Source organism: Endozoicomonas sp. OPT23, assembly GCF_009653635.1.
In the GTDB taxonomy this organism is placed as follows: domain Bacteria; phylum Pseudomonadota; class Gammaproteobacteria; order Pseudomonadales; family Endozoicomonadaceae; genus Endozoicomonas_A.
In genome coordinates, this window is the sequence record NZ_PPFD01000003.1 from 301,733 (window position 1) to 318,978 (window position 17,246).

16 protein-coding genes are annotated in these 17,246 nt (G+C 47.2%); 7 read left to right on the plus strand and 9 right to left on the minus strand.

Translation table 11 applies throughout. The features are described 5' to 3' along the window. Positions 1-128: 128 nt before the first annotated feature. Both EOPP23_RS07190 and EOPP23_RS07195 read right to left on the minus strand, forming a co-directional pair. Positions 129-710 (minus strand): hypothetical protein, encoded by a 582-nt coding sequence (locus tag EOPP23_RS07190; protein WP_153765284.1) that lies wholly within the window; start codon positions 708-710, stop codon positions 129-131. 45 nt (positions 711-755) lie between these two features. Further along, positions 756-2,132, minus strand: a complete 1,377-nt coding sequence (locus EOPP23_RS07195) for a protein kinase family protein (RefSeq protein ID WP_153765285.1) — start codon at positions 2,130-2,132, stop codon at positions 756-758. 115 nt (positions 2,133-2,247) lie between these two features. On the opposite strand from EOPP23_RS07195, the gene EOPP23_RS07200 reads away from it, so the two are divergent. Together EOPP23_RS07200 and EOPP23_RS07205 are read left to right on the plus strand one after the other, a co-directional pair. Beyond that, complete coding sequence (locus tag EOPP23_RS07200) at positions 2,248-2,610, plus strand: YacL family protein (RefSeq protein WP_153765286.1); 363 nt, start codon at positions 2,248-2,250, stop codon at positions 2,608-2,610. Between the two features lie 172 nt (positions 2,611-2,782). Then, positions 2,783-3,292, plus strand: coding sequence for a hypothetical protein (locus EOPP23_RS07205; protein WP_153765287.1), 510 nt, complete (start codon positions 2,783-2,785; stop codon positions 3,290-3,292). Positions 3,293-3,310: 18 nt separating this feature from the next. Here the strand turns inward: EOPP23_RS07205 and EOPP23_RS07210 are convergent, their stop codons facing one another. Then, positions 3,311-4,219 carry an NAD(P)-dependent oxidoreductase gene (locus EOPP23_RS07210; RefSeq protein WP_153765288.1) on the minus strand — a complete coding sequence of 303 codons (909 nt, stop codon included), beginning with the start codon at positions 4,217-4,219 and terminating at the stop codon, positions 3,311-3,313. Between the two features lie 197 nt (positions 4,220-4,416). On the opposite strand from EOPP23_RS07210, the gene EOPP23_RS07215 reads away from it, so the two are divergent. After that, positions 4,417-4,842, plus strand: coding sequence for a nuclear transport factor 2 family protein (locus EOPP23_RS07215; RefSeq protein ID WP_153765289.1), 426 nt, complete (start codon positions 4,417-4,419; stop codon positions 4,840-4,842). 22 nt (positions 4,843-4,864) lie between these two features. Here EOPP23_RS07215 and EOPP23_RS07220 read toward each other — a convergent pair whose 3' ends face one another. From EOPP23_RS07220 to EOPP23_RS07240, 5 genes are all read right to left on the minus strand, one after another. Further along, complete coding sequence (locus EOPP23_RS07220; protein WP_153765290.1) at positions 4,865-5,707, minus strand: ABC transporter ATP-binding protein; 843 nt, start codon at positions 5,705-5,707, stop codon at positions 4,865-4,867. An 18-nt stretch (positions 5,708-5,725) separates the two neighbouring features. Next, complete coding sequence (locus EOPP23_RS07225) at positions 5,726-6,664, minus strand: ABC transporter permease (RefSeq protein ID WP_228550653.1); 939 nt, start codon at positions 6,662-6,664, stop codon at positions 5,726-5,728. 174 nt (positions 6,665-6,838) lie between these two features. Continuing rightward, positions 6,839-8,206: a CmpA/NrtA family ABC transporter substrate-binding protein gene (locus EOPP23_RS07230; protein WP_153765292.1), complete on the minus strand. Its 1,368-nt coding sequence runs from the start codon at positions 8,204-8,206 to the stop codon at positions 6,839-6,841. 346 nt (positions 8,207-8,552) lie between these two features. After that, positions 8,553-9,461, minus strand: coding sequence for a methyltransferase domain-containing protein (locus EOPP23_RS07235; protein WP_153765293.1), 909 nt, complete (start codon positions 9,459-9,461; stop codon positions 8,553-8,555). 392 nt (positions 9,462-9,853) lie between these two features. Further along, positions 9,854-11,287, minus strand: coding sequence for a carbon starvation protein A (locus tag EOPP23_RS07240; protein WP_153765294.1), 1,434 nt, complete (start codon positions 11,285-11,287; stop codon positions 9,854-9,856). 454 nt (positions 11,288-11,741) lie between these two features. Here EOPP23_RS07240 and EOPP23_RS07245 point away from each other — a divergent pair, with 454 nt between their 5' ends. Then, entirely contained in the window at positions 11,742-13,235 is a 1,494-nt protein-coding gene (locus EOPP23_RS07245) for a sodium:alanine symporter family protein (RefSeq protein ID WP_153765295.1), read from the plus strand. 302 nt (positions 13,236-13,537) lie between these two features. Continuing rightward, entirely contained in the window at positions 13,538-15,010 is a 1,473-nt protein-coding gene (locus EOPP23_RS07250) for a sodium:alanine symporter family protein (RefSeq protein ID WP_153765296.1), read from the plus strand. A gap of 41 nt (positions 15,011-15,051) precedes the next feature. Here the strand turns inward: EOPP23_RS07250 and EOPP23_RS07255 are convergent, their stop codons facing one another. Beyond that, positions 15,052-15,669, minus strand: coding sequence for a hypothetical protein (locus tag EOPP23_RS07255; protein WP_153765297.1), 618 nt, complete (start codon positions 15,667-15,669; stop codon positions 15,052-15,054). 203 nt (positions 15,670-15,872) lie between these two features. Here EOPP23_RS07255 and EOPP23_RS07260 point away from each other — a divergent pair, with 203 nt between their 5' ends. Both EOPP23_RS07260 and ispA read left to right on the plus strand, forming a co-directional pair. Continuing rightward, positions 15,873-16,115 (plus strand): exodeoxyribonuclease VII small subunit, encoded by a 243-nt coding sequence (locus EOPP23_RS07260; protein WP_153765298.1) that lies wholly within the window; start codon positions 15,873-15,875, stop codon positions 16,113-16,115. A gap of 3 nt (positions 16,116-16,118) precedes the next feature. Continuing rightward, positions 16,119-17,018, plus strand: coding sequence for a (2E,6E)-farnesyl diphosphate synthase (gene ispA / locus EOPP23_RS07265; protein WP_153765299.1), 900 nt, complete (start codon positions 16,119-16,121; stop codon positions 17,016-17,018). Positions 17,019-17,246: the final 228 nt, after the last annotated feature.

The window sequence follows — 17,246 nt, forward strand, 5'->3', positions numbered from 1 at the left end:
TTTTCTTTCTCTCAATAAATCCCCAGAACAAAGTGTCCATTTTGTGTCCAGGATGCAGGCTGACTCTCATATTGATCTGCTCTAACCGCTCCACGGCATTACATTCCTGCAAAGAGCTATGCCACTCATCATGGCCAGCTTTCAGCCTGAGAGCAGTTCTCCACATAAATAATATTTTCGAGACCATTATTCGGAATATAAACCTGATTCACCGGAGACTTTCCATAAGTGACATTACGGCATGTCGCACTTTGCCCTGGCCCGATAACAATTCGGGTTCCCGGTTTTACGGTGCAGTATGAATATACGTCCAGAGGGCTCCAGGAAGGGCAAATAGCATTCTCTTCACGGTACTCTTCCCTGGGACCGTCAGGAACATCAAGAGACCACCATTGGCCGTATACGGTGTAGCTTTTTGTACTGTTCCAGACTCTGTAGACAAGCAGAGGTTCAGTTACTATATAAGTTTGGCCGGAACAGAGTTTTCCAAGACCACTACTCCCAAGAGCCTCGGTGAGTACGGCTTCATCTGCAATCGGAGTCAGCCCTTGAGGGACTTTCTGAATATGACCAACACAGGCTTCTCCATCAATTCCTATAAGCGGCTGCTCCTCACTGAAAGAAGCTCCGCTCCAACCTAGAAAGCCTGAAGCTAGAAAGCATACAACAACTGTTCTATTTTTCTCTGAAGCCAAAATGATACCCTCCATGATATCTTTTCCAGTTTGTTTCTATTTGTCAGAGCTGTACTTCAATCAGACCACTAATAAATCTCTTGCCTGTTTTGCACTCGGTCTTTTTTCAGGGTCAGGCATCGTCATTTGGGTAATAGCGTGTAAAAGACGTAATGATTGCGTATCACTTCTACGACTGTCATGAAGTTGAGGAATTGTATTGTCGCCTTTCTCCTGTCGTAACCACCCCAAATCAACAGCCTGTATATCCAGCATGACTTCAAGGATCGAACGGCCTGCTGCATAAATATCAGCTTTATAATCCTGCTCTTCACCTCTTCTTACCTCCGGCGCGGCAAACATGCTTGATCCGGCCTGATCAATGGGAAACTGTTTGGAACAGTCCCAGGCCAATCCCAGGTCAATAATGGTCAGTTTGTTTGCTTCAGGATCCACCAGCATATTGTCTGGTTTTATATCACGGTGCATGATTGCCTGACTGTGCAAATAAGCCAGCCCATTCAGCATACCAATAGCATATCCGGTCAATGCCTGAATCTGCTCACCTTCTGGCAACGCCCGAACAACCTCTCCGAAAGCCACTCCCGCATATTCAGTGGCCAGGGTAACTTCCAGTCCATCATCAAAACGTTCAATTTCTGCTCCAAGCATTTTGACAATGTTAGGATGATTCAGTTTTGACAGTAATTCGAATTCTTTTACTTCTTCTGCAAGCAGATTACTTTTACTTTCTTCTATGACTCTGGTTCGCTCAACCCATGTTTTACCGGTTTGACTGTCTAACAGCATGAAAACCTGTCGCTCATTCGCTTCCTCTTCCTGCTCATAAACACCCTCTTCCTGTTCATAGCCTATGTCTGAGCCACCAAAATCTGAATCGTCATCACTGATGGTACTTTTCTGTTCTGGCTCCAGCATTCCGAACTCAATATCCTGCTCGTCATCAATACCGCTAATATTGGTACCAGCGCTCTGATCATAATCAAAGTCACCATCGTCAATGAGCAAGGATCTGGCATAGGTCTTGTCAGGCATTTCTCCCCAGCTTTTGATAATGACACCTGACGATGACTGAGACGCTGTTCCTGTAGAATCCGTATTCCCATTGCCATCATCAAACGAAACCTCAAACCCTTCGTAGTCCATATCACTGGTTTCGAAATCTGAACCATAGCCGGAGGATATTAATGACTGATCTCGACTGATAATGCTTTTACCCACGTGTTCAGAACTGATGCTCGTTACACGATCCATTATCTGTTTTTGATCCATTGCACCCGTTAAACTTTCAGAACTACCTCCAAAAGAGCTGATACCACTTTCTACGGAAACCTGTTTTCCCAGAGCCTTTGCATCTTCTGAATAGGTCGTTTTCCCAGCATCCAGCGACATCGAGCGGACTGCGGCGGTAATCTGGTTAACCCTATTCGTATTCATATTCTTTTTCCTGATTCACAGGTCAGCTGAATTCTCGTAATAATCGTCAGTAATTCCTTATGGCCTCAGCTCAGGGTTTGCCTACAATAGGCTCCCTTTTTTCAGGCTCGACATTATGGAATATCGGTTTCAAAGAGATTATCTTGGCAATCCTGTTGCAAAGCTTTCTTCAGAGCATGAAGCTCTTGGACGCTGGCTGAACGATGAGGTCGCCACTAATACGGGCCTGATTGAACGATTACTGGCCATAATCAGTGATCTGGAAGCTCGTAATAAGCTGGAATTTCAACTGGAAGGTCATGACTTCAACATTACCCTGACCCGTGACAGTGCTGAAGCCAGTGCCAGACTGCTGGAAACCGAAATGATGGATGATTTCGGTGAAGACATGGATTACTACGATTCTGAATCCTCCGGCCAGTGTGGACTGGATGACTTCAAACACCTGTTGCTGGCGTGGCAAGACTATATAGCCTGAGCTTTATAGTCATAGAATTTGGATACTGCAGCGTCGTTTGGAGCAGAAATGTTTTTTGGGACTCTACTACTCAGTAGGATCTCTGGATGTGTTTCAGCAGCGTGTATCATCGAAAAAATGGTTAGAGCTCTGGCCAAATCTATTTATTCGTCAGCAACCCTAAAGGTCGGTAATGAAAACTTCAGCAGCATTATCCACTCTCTTTGCAGTTCTGGCATTCACCTGTTTTTCAGTAACTTCCATCGCTCAGGATAAGTGGTTGAGCATGAAAAATGGTCGCCTCAACCAGCTGTATTACACCAGCGATCCAGACCAGCTTAACTCATTCAAGCCAACCGGAAAGCTGGATTACGAACTGATCAAAGGTAATCTATCTGTCAAAGTTTTTCATGGTGTCTACTACAGCGATCAGGAAAATCCTTCCACAGCTAACGATCTTCCTGCTTCAATGGAAATCACTATAGATAGTAAAAAAGTATTTTCAGCCAGAGGCTACAAGTTTGGAGAGGCCGCTATTGATACAGGAGGCTATGGAGCAACTATCGCATGGACTCACTGGACAGGTGTGATGGGGACAAATCAAATCACCCTGTTCAAAGCCCGTTACAAACATGATGACCTGAGTATTGAATCTGTCAGTCATCACTCCACCAAAGACTGGCGAAGCCTGACTGAACAATAATGAATTAATTAAAAAGCTTCAGCCAACAGATTTAATAACTTCAGAGATCATAGACTTCAGAACACCTCTGTCGTATCCCAACAGTTCAGTTTCTTCTGCAGGTGGCTCGTAACTGACAGTTGCCCCCACACCGGCATACATGATGATATTAGGCAGCAATGGGTGGTCGTCTTCACGTACTTCAATTTCCTGCTCATTACCTGCAAGACTGAACCACTCTTCCATGTATTCTTTCCAGCTCAAGTTGGCATCGCCAATCAGATAAGCCTTACCGGATTCACCACGCTCCAGACCGCCCTGAATAGCCTGAGCAACAGAATGAACCGTAATATGGTTGGTGCCACCCTTTGGTGCAAATACTGGCAAATCGGTCAGGTTGCCCTTGGCGTAGTGAGCCATGGCAGTGATATGCGCTACGTCGAACCCTGGAATCTGACCCAGAATGAAAGGTGCATTCAGACTGCAGACATTAAAATCTGGCGAGCTCATTTCACGAATAGCTTCGTCGGCAATATAACGAGACTTAACGTATGGGTTAACGTCAATCTGTTGAGGAGCAACCTGAGGGTAGAAAGTGCCCAGATAAGCCACTCGCTTTATACCTGCAGCCTTAGCATATTTAAAGAACCGGGGAATGGCTTCACTGTTGCTGCGCTGGAAGAACTCTTCCGGAGTCACGGAACCATCGAATGGCATCTTAGTAATATCGTTACCTGCCGCAAAAACCATCCAGTCGTAACCTTCCAGACGACCATCGTCGAAAGATTCTTCGATGTAGTTACCTGCTACGAATTTTAAATCGCCGAGCATCGAGGCATTGGCAGGCTTGCTACGCCCCATGATAGTGACATCATGTCCCTGCTTTTTCAGAAAGTTTGCGGTATAACCACCGGCAAACCCTGTTCCACCTACTACCAGAATCTTCATAGTCTTCAGCCTGCTTTTTTTATTGTTCTGTTTCCAGCATCCTTAAGAGCTGGTCCTTGAGTTACTGGCACTTTAGTAAAGATATAGCTACACAAAATGTCTTGACTGCAGTAGTCCGTAAGGATTAGTCGCCTGTTTGTTGTTTTATCTACTCGTGACTAAACTTCTGTCACTTAGGGGATATCAGGTTCTTGCATATGAGCAGTCATCCATTAGTGGATCTGGCAAAAAATTTCGCAGCCCATCATTCCAGTCAGAATTCAGAAGCTGCTTTGAGGCTGTTCACTCATGATCAAAAAATCCATTACTGGGGAACCGGTTCAGATGAAGAAGGCTTTTCTATTTCAGACCTGAAGTCTCAGCTAGCAAGGGATCACAGTGAGGTTGACCAGTTGCAGCTATCCATGAACAAGCCTCAACTGATGACCACAGAAAGTTCAGGCGTTCTGATTGCAATGTGGCTCGCTCGCTATCAACGGCAAGGTTCAAAGCAGTGGCATGAAATGCCACTGAGAGGCACTCTTTATGGTGAGCAAATTGATGGCCAGTGGCTGTTACGTCATGGCCACTGGTCTGTTGCTTTTAGCGAACAACCTGAGGGCAGGTCGTTTCCGTTAGAATGAATATTCTTCCGGGAGGATTTCATCAGGCTACCTTAGCTTTTTTCCCTTCCTGCTGTTTTTTCTTTTTAGCGACCAGAGGTTCTACTTTTCTCTGCTTTTCATAGAGAAATTTAAGAACCTCTGTTCTCAGTCGCACATATTCAGCATCGTTCGCCATCTGCACTCTGTCTCTTGGTCTTTCCAGATCAATATCAAGGATTTCACCGATAGTAGCCTCTGGCCCGTTAGTCATCATGACGATACGATCAGATAACAGAACAGCTTCATCGACATCATGGGTAATCATGATGACCGTGTTGTTCAGCTCCTGCTGAATCTCCATCAGTGTGTCCTGCATGTGTGCTCTGGTCAGAGCATCCAGCGCACCAAAGGGTTCATCCATCAGCAGAATCTCTGGTTGCATAGCCAAAGCTCTGGCAATACCAACCCGCTGTTTCATACCTCCGGAAATCTCATCAGGTCGCTTATGCAGTGCATGATCCATATGCACCAGCTCAAGGTTATGTTCGATCCACTGCTTCTTTTCCTGCTTGCTTTTCCGTCTGCCAAATACTTGATCGACGGCCAGCTCAACATTCTGGTAAGCCGTTAACCAGGGCAACAGAGAATGGTTCTGAAAGACGACAGCTCTTTCCGGCCCGGGAGCCGTTACTTCCCGACCATTCAGCACCACCCCTCCCTTACTGGCTTGATACAAACCAGCGACAACATTGAGAACCGTTGATTTTCCGCAGCCTGAGTGACCAATCAGTGAGATAAACTCTCCTTTGGCTATTTTCAGGTCTACCCCCTTCAGAGCCGTAAAAGGCCCCTTCGGCGTATCAAAGACCATATCTATATGGCTGATTTCCAGTTGAGCATTCATGATTGTTTCTTCCCTTAATTAACTGTTCGCTGTTTTATTCCATGAAACCCACTGCTGGAGTTTCAGCATCGAGCGATCCAGCAGAAAACCAATCAGACCAATGGTTAGCACTGCCACCATAATTCTTGCCAGAGAGTTGGAGCTGCCATTCTGAAATTCATCCCAGACAAACTTGCCCAACCCGGGATTCTGCGCCAGCATTTCCGCTGCAATTAGCACCATCCAGGCAACACCAAATGACAATCTCATGCCGGTAAAGATCATTGGAATAGCGGAAGGCAATACGATTTTCTTTATATGCGTAAAAGCAGATAAGTTAAGAACCTGACTGACATTAATCAGATCTTTCTCCACACTTCTAACACCCAGCGACGTATTGATAACCATGGGCCAGAGGCAGCACAGAGTCACTGTAATCATAGAGTTCAGCAAAGACTTGGCCACCAGCTGATCATTGCTGACATAGACTGAACTGACCACCATGGTAACCAATGGCAACCACGCCAGTGGAGAAACAGGCTTGAATATCTGGATAACCGGATTTATCGCACTGTTAAGCGTTTTGCTCAATCCAATGGTGATACCCAGAGGCACGGCAATAACTACCGCCAGAATAAAACCACTCATTACCGTCACCAGACTGGTGATGATCTGGTCGAGATAGGTTTCCTTACCCGTATAAGCTCTTATTCTGACGACATAGTCAGGGTCTTTTGCCTGTCGAGCTGCATTACGTTTTTCCTGTCGCTCATAGAAAGCACCTTCCTTAACTCTTTCTTCCCTGTGTTCCTGATAAAGAGAATGAATTTGCTCCCAGACAGCTGCCGGGCCCGGAAACTGACCCAGGGACGTATTAATACTGGTTGCTGCCGAAGACCAGAGCAGAAGAAACAATCCGATGCCAGCCAGCGGAGCCAGAAGCAGTTTCAGCCCGCCATTAAACACTGCTTTGAGCATGGCGACGTTCGACTCTGAATAATCATTGCTCAGAGAAGTTGTTGCAGACATAAATCTTGTCCTTACTCGTTGGGCGGCAGGATTAAAGTATCTAGACACGCGTAATCGAATACTGAATGGTTGTTTGCCCGCCTGTGGCGAGCAAACAACTTACTAATTCGTATGTTCGGGTACCTAGATCCTGTCACCCTGTTTCAAACCAATAGAAAACTTGTTGATATAGGCATTGGGGGATTTACCGTTGTAAACCAGCCCGTCAATAAAGTGAGTCTGTGGTGCTCTGAAACCATCTTCGGTGGTGAAGTCAGGAAACTCTTCAGCCTTGATCAGCTTTTCACTGATCAGTGACTCTGCAGCCAACCGATAGATATCCGGACGGTAAACCTTCTTTGCGGTTTCCAGATACCAGCTGTCCGGTTTGTCTTCACTGATCTGCCCCCACCGTCTCATCTGAGTCAGATACCAGATGGCATCGGAGTAATAAGGGTAGGTAGCGTTGTAGCGGAAGAAGACATTGAAGTCCGGTACCGAACGTTTGTCGCCTTTTTCATACTCGAAGGTGCCTGTCATGCTGTTTGCGATCACATCATAGTCAGCACCCACATAATTGGACTGGGAAAGAATCTTGACCGCTTCCGGGCGGTTATTATTGTTATTGGCGTCAAGCCAACGAGCCGCTCTAATCAAAGCTCTGGTTAAACGTACTGTGGTATTGGGATACTTCCGGGCAAACTGTTTGGTGATACCAAACACCTTCTCCGGGTTGTTTTTCCAGATTTCATAATCCGTTACTACCGGCACACCAATATTTTTGAAGACAGCCTGCTGGTTCCAGGGTTCACCTACGCAATAACCATAGATGGTTCCCGCTTCCATGGTCGAAGGCATCTGTGGTGGTGGCGTAACAGACAACAGAGCATCAGCATCGATATGACCAGAGGTGTCGCCTTTATGGGGCGCATAAAAACCAGGATGAATACCACCGGCTGCCAGCCAGTATCTCAGCTCGTAGTTATGAGTAGAGACAGGAAAGACCATTCCCATGTTGAAAGGCTTACCTTCTTCACGGTATTTGGTCACAACAGATTTCAGCGCGTCAGCCTTGATAGGATGCTGCAGCTTACCATCCGCCTGTTTGGGAATATTCGGCTTCATCTGTTTCCAGATCTCGTTGGAAACCGTAATACCATTGCCGTTTAAATCCATGGAAAAAGGAGTGATGATGTCAGCCTTGGTTCCGTATCCCATAGAAGCCGCAATAGGCTGCCCTGCCAGCATATGTGCGCCATCCAGACGGCCATCGATTACGCCATCCAGTAGCACTTTCCAGTTCGCCTGAGCTTCAATGGTGACGTATAAACCTTCGTCTTCAAAAAAACCTTTTTCATAGGCAATAGCAATAGGTGCCATATCGGTGAGCTTGATAAAGCCTATTCTCAGTTCTTCCTTCTCCGGATAACCCAACTCTGCATGGCTTACCGCGGCAGATAAACTACTGATACCAACCAGTGTTTTCACCGCCAGTGATTTCAACCACTTCATCAGTCTCTCCTGACTCGTCCATTGATTTATTATTTTTCAGTCAAGGGAGTTAAAGCAGTTAGTGTGCCAGCTTATGCAAAAGCGTATTTACTGGACTCAGGAAACCGTCAACCAGAAAAGCAGCAGTACAAAAGGAGAAAGGTTTGGTGCAAAAGCAATTAAACACGCACCAAGGAGGGACCGAGCGAACCAGAATAAACGACACAGAAAGTGTAAAAATAAACTGATCATTTTTTAACCAGCTAATTCGTAAACACGGCTACTAGGGTTAACTGAAAACTATCCCAAATTTGCTCACAAGGTTATCCACAGGTTTTGTGGATAACCTTGAATCAGGCTTTTAGCCTTATTTCGCCGAGATAAGATGGTACTCAAGCAGCCCCTGATGCTGCATCCAGCGGATAAACCAGACCAGTAAACGAAGACGTATCCACACCCTTGAACGGGTCAATGGGGATAACTCTGAATGGTGTTGATTAAACCAGAAGCAGAACCCTGACAGCACATCCTGGGTGATGTCTACGGTTTCAACTTCAGTAAAACCGGCTTCCTTAATCAGCTCCTGATATTTCTGCTGGGGGTGTAAACCTTCGATAGCAACACCACTGATTCTTGCCATCAGGTTAACCAGTTTCTGTTCTCTGCGATCACGGTAAGGTCTTGCCAATACCATATCAGTGAGCGTCAAACTGCCATCAGGACGAATCACCTTTCGGGCGTTAGCCAGAAACTGAAGCTTATCTTCAAAGTGGTAAACGGAGTCCAGAGCCAGCAGTTTATCGCAGGAGTCTGCATCCAGTTTTGCCAATTCTGCTTCATTACCACGCTCAAGCTTTAACTGTTCGAAGTGACTGCACTGATTCTGTGCAGATGCATAAAGCTGTTCTGTCTCGGCCAATGCCGTTAGAGAACGAACCTGATAGTAATCCATCCATACCAGCAGCTGATCGTAACTGGTAAAGCCAACATCAATCACATCATCCTGACTGGAAAGACAGGCTTTATCAGCTAACAGGCCAGCCAGTTCCGAGCAGGCCTGCCCGTAATCACTGGTATCACGCCAGTAACCCAGCATTCGCCAACCGGACGATGTGGATACGCCACTGTTTAATAGCCACTGGTCCGCCTGAATGCCTCTTTCCTTACGGGAGGATGGCCACCAGATTCTCAACAGCAGAGTGATTAACTGGGAAAGAATGCCTGACATGATCAGCCAGGTTAAAAGTACACCCAGCAAGAATGCAAAAATGGTCATATTCAATAAATTATTATTCCGCGTCCAATCGTTTTACGTACAGATATACGCTATTGATTATCCAGTCAGATGCCTGAGCCATGAGGATGGCAGAACAATCTGCGAATGCGAATATCTGGCTGTTTACATATCTATCAACAGGGATAATAGAGAGGTCAGGAAAACAATACCAGCAGGGCTCTGAACAACCATCTTTGAAAGTGATCTGCAGCAAATTATTCAACTCGTTCTACCGAGAGGCTGTTTGAGAAATCTCTGAACAGAAAGAACCCTACATAAAACAGCAAGGTTCTTTCACCTTAACATTTAACTGTGTAGCCACACGTAATCAAATATTAGATTGTCATTTCACCGCCTGTGGTGAGGCAATGACATATGAGTTCATATATCTTTTACACCATTTCATTGTCGCTTTCAGGTTCTGCAGAAGACGCCCAGAGGGCAAAGGCAACGATAGAAGACAAACCAAGAACAATACCAACAGGCCAACCAAGGTCAGACGACAGACGAAGACCTTCTGGTGCCATCATGATGTAAGTAGAACAAACCGCTGTCATAAAACCTGCTGGCAAGAGTGCCACCCAATAGTTTCTGTTTTGACGAACCATGTAGACAGCCGCAGTCCACAAAACAATGGTGGCCAGTGCCTGATTGGAAAAAGCAAAGTAGCGCCAGATGACCGAAAAATCGACCAGTGTTAACAGGTATCCGGCTGCAAACACAGGCACTGCCAGCATCAATCGCCGAGCCATACTGTTTTGACTGATTTCAAACATATCCGCGAAAATAAGACGCAGACTTCTGAAAGCGGTATCGCCTGATGTGATTGGGCAGGCAATCACACCAAGAATTGCCAGCATGCCACCCACGGTTCCCATCAAACCTGTGGCAATCTCATTCACCACCAGTGATGGACCACCCTGATCAATAACGGCAGAGAGGCCTTTGATACCTTCCGGGAAGAAAGCCATTGCGGCTGCAGCCCAGATCAGGGTCACTACACCTTCAGCCACCATCGCTCCATAAAAGACTCTTTTGCCATAACCTTCACAGGGAATGCAGCGCGCCATTAAAGGAGACTGTGTTGCATGAAAGCCACTGATGGCTCCGCAGGCAATAGTTATGCAAAGCATTGGCCAGGTCGGCAGACCTTTGGGGTGGTCAACAACAGTGCCAATTTCGGGAATCGGTAAGCCTTTAAAAACCAGCATACTGCCAATACCAAAGGCCATAAACAGCAGCGCCAGAGCAAACAAAGGGTAAATACGGGCAATCAGTTTATCGATGGGAAGAATAGTGGCTATAAAGTAGTAGGCCAGAATCACTGCCAGCCAGAAGCTCTTGGTTGCCAGAAGACCGGTAAAGCCCAGGTTACTCAGTAAAGAAGCTGGCCCGATCATAAAGACAGTGCCGACCAGCAATAGCAGAACCACTGACAACAATCGCATAAATTGACAGACTTTAGGCCCAAGGTAGTAACCCACTATTTCAGGAATACTCTGACCTGAGTGCCTGACAGACATCATGCCCGAGAAGAAATCGTGAACTGCTCCGGCAAATATGCACCCTAGTACTATCCAGACAAACGCCATAGGGCCATACAGTGCCCCGAGAATCGCACCAAAAATTGGGCCCAGCCCGGCAATGTTTAAAAACTGAATAAGGAAAATCTTGTACCAGGGCAGAGGAACGAAATCGATACCATCAGTCAGTTCATGGGCAGGCGTTTGGCGTTGCTGATCGATCCCGAAACAACGTTCAACGATCGTACCGTAAACCAGATACCCCACAATGAGCATGGCAAGTGCCAGTAAAAAGCTATTCATAACTACAACCTGTTGTCATAGAGCATGGGGTTAGATGATGACCTGTAAACCCGCTCTTCAGAGAAATCCTGCCTTTCCTTTCCTGACAGCTGTTCATCAGCTGCTGTTCTGCCACGTTCCTGTAACCAGATTTTTGTCTCGATTCATTTCTGCACTTCAGTCATCACTTCTCGTCGCTGAGAATCACTCACTGGCGGCAGGATCGAATCTAATATTTATGCTTCTTCCTTGCTATTTATTCAGATTTAAGACTTCAGCATAGTCACAAAGTTCAAAGGTATTTATAAGAAAAAATTATTACCTAACTTGTATCGCTCTTTTTCAGCCCATTCGTTCAAATTTAATCATTACTATTTCGACTCAGCTCATTCAGGTAAGTTAGAAAAGTTAATAAGAAAGCTATCTTTAAGAGCGGCTCTGCTAAGCTTTCACTATCTCCATTCTGGAACTCCCTATGAGCAATCTGATTGACTTGATGAGCCAAATTTTGTGGGAGTACATTCTGATTTATCTTTTGCTGGGCGCTGGCATTTACTTCTCATTAAGAAGTCGCCTGGTTCAGTTTCGTTACTTTTTTCACGCCTGGAAAATCATGTTTACCCGTCGTGCAAAAAACGACAACAGTATTTCATCCTTTCAGGCTCTCTGCACAAGTCTCGCTGCCCATGTCGGAACAGGTAACCTGGCCGGTGTCGCCATTGCTATTTATATAGGCGGCCCCGGTGCTGTTTTCTGGATGTGGGTGGTTGCTGTGCTGGGTATGGCATCAAGCTTTATCGAAAACACGCTGGCACAACTCTATAAAACCAATAACAACGATGGGTCATTCAGGGGCGGGCCGGCTTATTACATTGAGAAAGCGCTGGGCTTTCGCTGGCTGGGCCTGATTTTCTCCAGTCTTCTATTAATTGCCTTCGGCTTTGCTTTTAACTCGGTTCATGCAAACTCGGTTGCAGCCTCTCTTTCGGGCAGCCTTCAAGTTAGCCAGCAGGAACTGGGTATTGTACTGGCCATCATTACATCATTGATTGTCTTCAGAGGCATTCACACCATCACCCACTTTGCTGAAAAAGTAGTGCCCGTTATGGCACTGGCCTATCTGGCAATTGCTTTGATCGTCGTTGCTGCACGTTTTGAGGAACTGCCAGCGGTCATCGCTCTGATTTTCAATCATGCTTTCGGACTTGAGCAGGCCGTCGGCGGTGGTCTTGGTTACACCATTGCCCAGGCAATGATTCAGGGTATCAAGCGAGGCCTGTTTTCCAACGAAGCAGGGATGGGCAGTGGTCCTAATGCCGCTGCAACGGCTACTCCCTGGCCTCCTCACCCTGCGGCTCAGGGCATCGTTTCCATGATCAGTGTCTTTATCGACACGATCGTTATCTGTACTGCAACCGCAGCCATTATCCTGCTGTCAGGACAGCTTGAAAGCGGTGCTGATCTTAATGGTATTCAGCTCACTCAGGCAGCACTGGCGGGTGTAACCGGTGTATGGGGAGAGTGGTTTATCATGGCGGCTGTTTTCTTCTTTGGACTGACCTCCATTGTCGCCAACTATTACTATGGCGAATCCAACCTGTTGTTTATGAAGCAGAGCAAATCACTGTTACTTGCCTACCGTTGCGCAGTGGTTCTTATGGTGTATCTGGGAGCCACCAGCAGTATGGAAAGTGTCTGGCTGGTCGCTGATTTTGCCATGGGTGCCATGGCTCTGATCAACCTTGTAGTGATCGTGCTATTGTCCGGACCCGTCTTCGACGTTTTGAAAGATTACGACCAGCAACGAGCCAACGGACAGACGCCTACTTTCTGTCGTAAGAACTTCCCTTTTCTGAACAAAACCATGGACTCTGATGTCTGGATTCAAACCTCTGAAGCAGACGACAATAATAAAGATGATGATAACTGCTCGCCGGTTCAGGATCTTCCTGAATTAAGACAGTCATAGGTACTTTTCATAGCTGTCACATAAGACCGTATGTTTGTTTTCTATTTGTAAACGCTCCAATAGCAGGCACTAGATAGTTTTACCCATGATATCCGTAAATATCGCAACCCGGGCAACTCAAAAAATGATCAATAAGAACACCTTCCACCCTTTCCCCACCTAGCATTACTTCCTGTTTCTCTGCATAAAACCCCAATTTCAGCAAATAAGTATCTACACCTGCGCAACCTCGTTTATTCACCAATATGATGAAATCGCATTTCCCCCGAAACTTGCCCCATATTAATAATTCAGGAATCTTCATGATCGAATTCATCTCTGCAGCCAATGGTCTTCTCTGGGGAAGCGTCCTGATTTATCTCCTGCTCGGAGTGGGCATTTTCTTCACCGTACGCACTCGTTTTGTTCAGTTCCGCCGCTTTGGCATGGCCGTAAAAACCATGATGGGCAGCCGCAGTCGAACCTGCAAAACACATATCTCTCCTTTCCAGGCATTTTGCACCAGCCTTGCCGCACGCATCGGCACCGGTAACATGGCCGGTGTTGCCGTTGCTATCTATCTCGGTGGCCCGGGCGCAGTATTCTGGATGTGGATGATTGCAGTACTGGGTATGGCGACCAGCCTTGCAGAAAACGTTCTCGCGCAGATTTATAAAACCAATAACGGCGATGGCACCTTCCGTGGTGGTCCGGCTTACTACATTGAAAAAGCTTTGGGTCAACGCTGGCTCGGTATCACTTTCTCTGTTTCCCTGATCATTGCTTTTGGTCTGGCGTTCAACAGTGTTCAGTCCAACTCCATTGCAGCCGCTTTCAGCGCCTATGACATAGCGCCTGAATACATCGGTGCCGCTCTGGCCTTGATCAGTGGCGTGATTATCTTTGGCGGTATTCGCTCTATTTCCCGTGTTGCAGAAATGATCGTGCCTGTTATGGCACTGGGTTATTTGGCTGTAGCGATTGTTGTGGTTCTGATGAACGCTTCCGAACTGCCTGCCGTATTCAGCCTGATTTTCAAGAGTGCTTTTGGTCTTGAAACAGCTGCGGGCGGTGGTGTGGGTTACATGGTGTCTCAAGCCATGATGAACGGCATCAAACGTGGCCTTTTCTCCAACGAAGCTGGCATGGGCAGCGCACCCAATGCTGCCGCTGCGGCTCATTCTACACACCCGGTTAATCAGGGTCTGCTGGGGATGCTCGGCGTATTTCTGGACACTATCGTTGTGTGTACTGCCACTGCAGCCATTATTCTGGTTTCCGGCATGCTGGAACCAGGCAGCGGTCTGACCGGTATTGCTCTGACTCAGCAGGCGCTGTCCAGTCAGGTAGGCGAATGGGGTTCGCAACTGGTGGCCTTTGCCATTCTGCTGTTTGCTTTTACTTCCATCATCGCTAACTACTACTACGGCGAATCCAACCTGCGCTTTATCAAGGACAGCAAGCTGCTGATCATGGTTTATCGTGTCGTTGTTATCGCAATGGTGTTCATCGGTGCTTCCAGTGAACTGCAGTCAGTGTGGAACTTTGCTGACCTGTCCATGGGCGTCATGGCTCTGATCAACCTGGTGGCTATCATGCTGCTGTCCGGTATCGTGATTCAGGTACTGAAAGACTACGATGAACAGGTATCTGCAGGCATGGAACCGGTATTCAACCGTAAGAAATTCCCATTCCTGGATAAAACCATGGATAAGGATGTGTGGCTGGAAAATGCTTGTGAGAAGGCAGCCAAGTCTTCTGCTAAAAAAGCGGAAGCTACTCTCGCTACTGACTAAGTGGCTAGCTGTTAACTGAATAGAATCAGCTGAAACTGACTCTATTGATTGGGGGCGTCACTCGAAGGAGTGGTTGCCCCCTTTTTCATTTCTACCGTTGTATCCAGCGTAACCGTCACTTCTTTCAAATCAAAGTGATCAATGGTCAACAGGTCATAATCCTTGGGCACTCTGCCATTCAGCCGGACATTGGCTATCGATAACTCGCCTGCTGAGCTGGGAATAGCCAGAGTGACACTGTTATCCAGTTCTATATCAGCCCTTGAGTGATCCAGATCGTAACTGAGCGACAGCAGGCTATAACCTTCCGGTAACACCTGAATAAGCTGACTCATCAATCTGGCCACTGACTGAGCATCTCTCACCTTAAGCACCTTACTGCCCGAACTGATGCTGTCAAGAATGGTACCCAGTACTGTGCAGATAATGGACGCTGCGAACCTTGCACGCTTTTGAACATTCATGGCTCTGCGTAGCTGCCATGCTGAAAGCTGCTTTTGAGCCAGCAAGACTTCACCCAGTTTGGCATCGCTGGCAGAAGCAGCGCCTTGCTCTTCCAGCGCTTCGTCCAGCTGTTCCTGGGAGATATAGCCCTGCTGTACCAGTATCCTGCCCAACCTTGATTTGTGGTATGCTGTGGAGCGATTTAAAGTATCCATATCTTGCAGACTCTCATCACCTGATCACTCCTGATTTATCGGCCATCGGCTGCAGAGAATAATAATCGGGGGTTTGAAGTTGAGAGCTGGACGTACAGATTCATAAGACTTTTGCCCGCAACAGGCGGGAAAGCTTGATTTATTATTCGATTACGTGTGTCTGCACACATGTCTCGAACTACAGAACACGGGTTAAGAAAAGCATGCCAACCAAGAAGCAGGGCTTTGCCTTTGAACAGTCACTTTCAGAGCTGGACGAGCTGGTCAAGAAAATGGAATCCGGCGATCTGTCTCTGGAAGAGTCCCTGAAAGCCTTCGAGCAGGGCGTAAAACTGACCCGTGAATGCCAGAAAGCGCTGACCGATGCCGAGCAGAAAGTACAACTGCTGATGGAAAACAACGGTCAGCTGGAGAGCCAGCCTTTTGACCAGGCGGAAGATGTATAAGCCATGATCCTGCAGGAATACATGAACACCTGCCGTACGCGGGTGGACGAGCAGCTTAAGCTGGTATTACCGGAATCCAGCATTGTCAGCCCGAAGCTGGCTGAAGCAATGACTTACTCGGTGTTTAATGGTGGCAAGCGGGTTCGCCCACTGCTGGTTTATGCTGCAAACAAAGCGCTTGGTGGTCAAGCTCATCATGCTGACCCGGCAGCCTGTGCGGTAGAGCTTATCCACGCTTATTCTCTGGTCCATGACGACCTTCCAGCTATGGACGATGATGACCTGCGCCGCGGTAAGCCAACCTGCCATAAGGCGTTTGATGAGGCTACCGCCATTCTGGCGGGCGACGCGCTTCAGACATTAGCCTTTGAAGCCCTGAGCACTCCGTACCACTTTCCAGAGGCATTGCTTTCGGATACTGCCCGCCTGGCACTTTTTCGAGAGCTGACTTCTGCATCCGGCCATGCCGGTATGTGCGGTGGGCAATCCATGGATCTCAACTCCGTTGGCCAGGCTCTTAATCAGCAACAACTTCAGCTGATGCACAACCATAAAACCGGTGCGCTTATTCGAGCCAGTGTCATCATGGGCGCTCTGTCCACAGACAAGGTCACTGATGAGGAGCTGGATACCCTGACCACCTATGCCAATGCCATAGGTTTGGCGTTTCAGGTTCAGGACGATATTCTCGATGTCACGGCAGACACCGAGACACTGGGCAAGCAGCAGGGTGCCGATGATGCTCTCGACAAGCCAACCTACGTTTCTCTGATGGGGCTTGAAGCCGCTCAGCACTTTGCAGAAGAACTCTGCCAGGAAGCTCTCACTGCCTTGTCTTCATTTGATGAGCAGGCCGCACCTCTGCGCCAACTGGCTGAATACATCGTTCATCGGTCTCATTGATACCCACATTCCTTATATAGCTGTTTGCCGACCACAGTAAGACAAACAGCTACTTAATATTCGGTTAAGTGCGCTTACATAGCTGGATGTCCATTTTCTTTCAAAAATGTTAATTGTTCACCGTTCAGGTACAATCTCTGCTGATGAGCTATAACCCTCTGACCTGACGTTCTTTTTTATACAGCATCATTCTTCGGGTCAGAGACAATGCGAGTAAATTGCTGAACC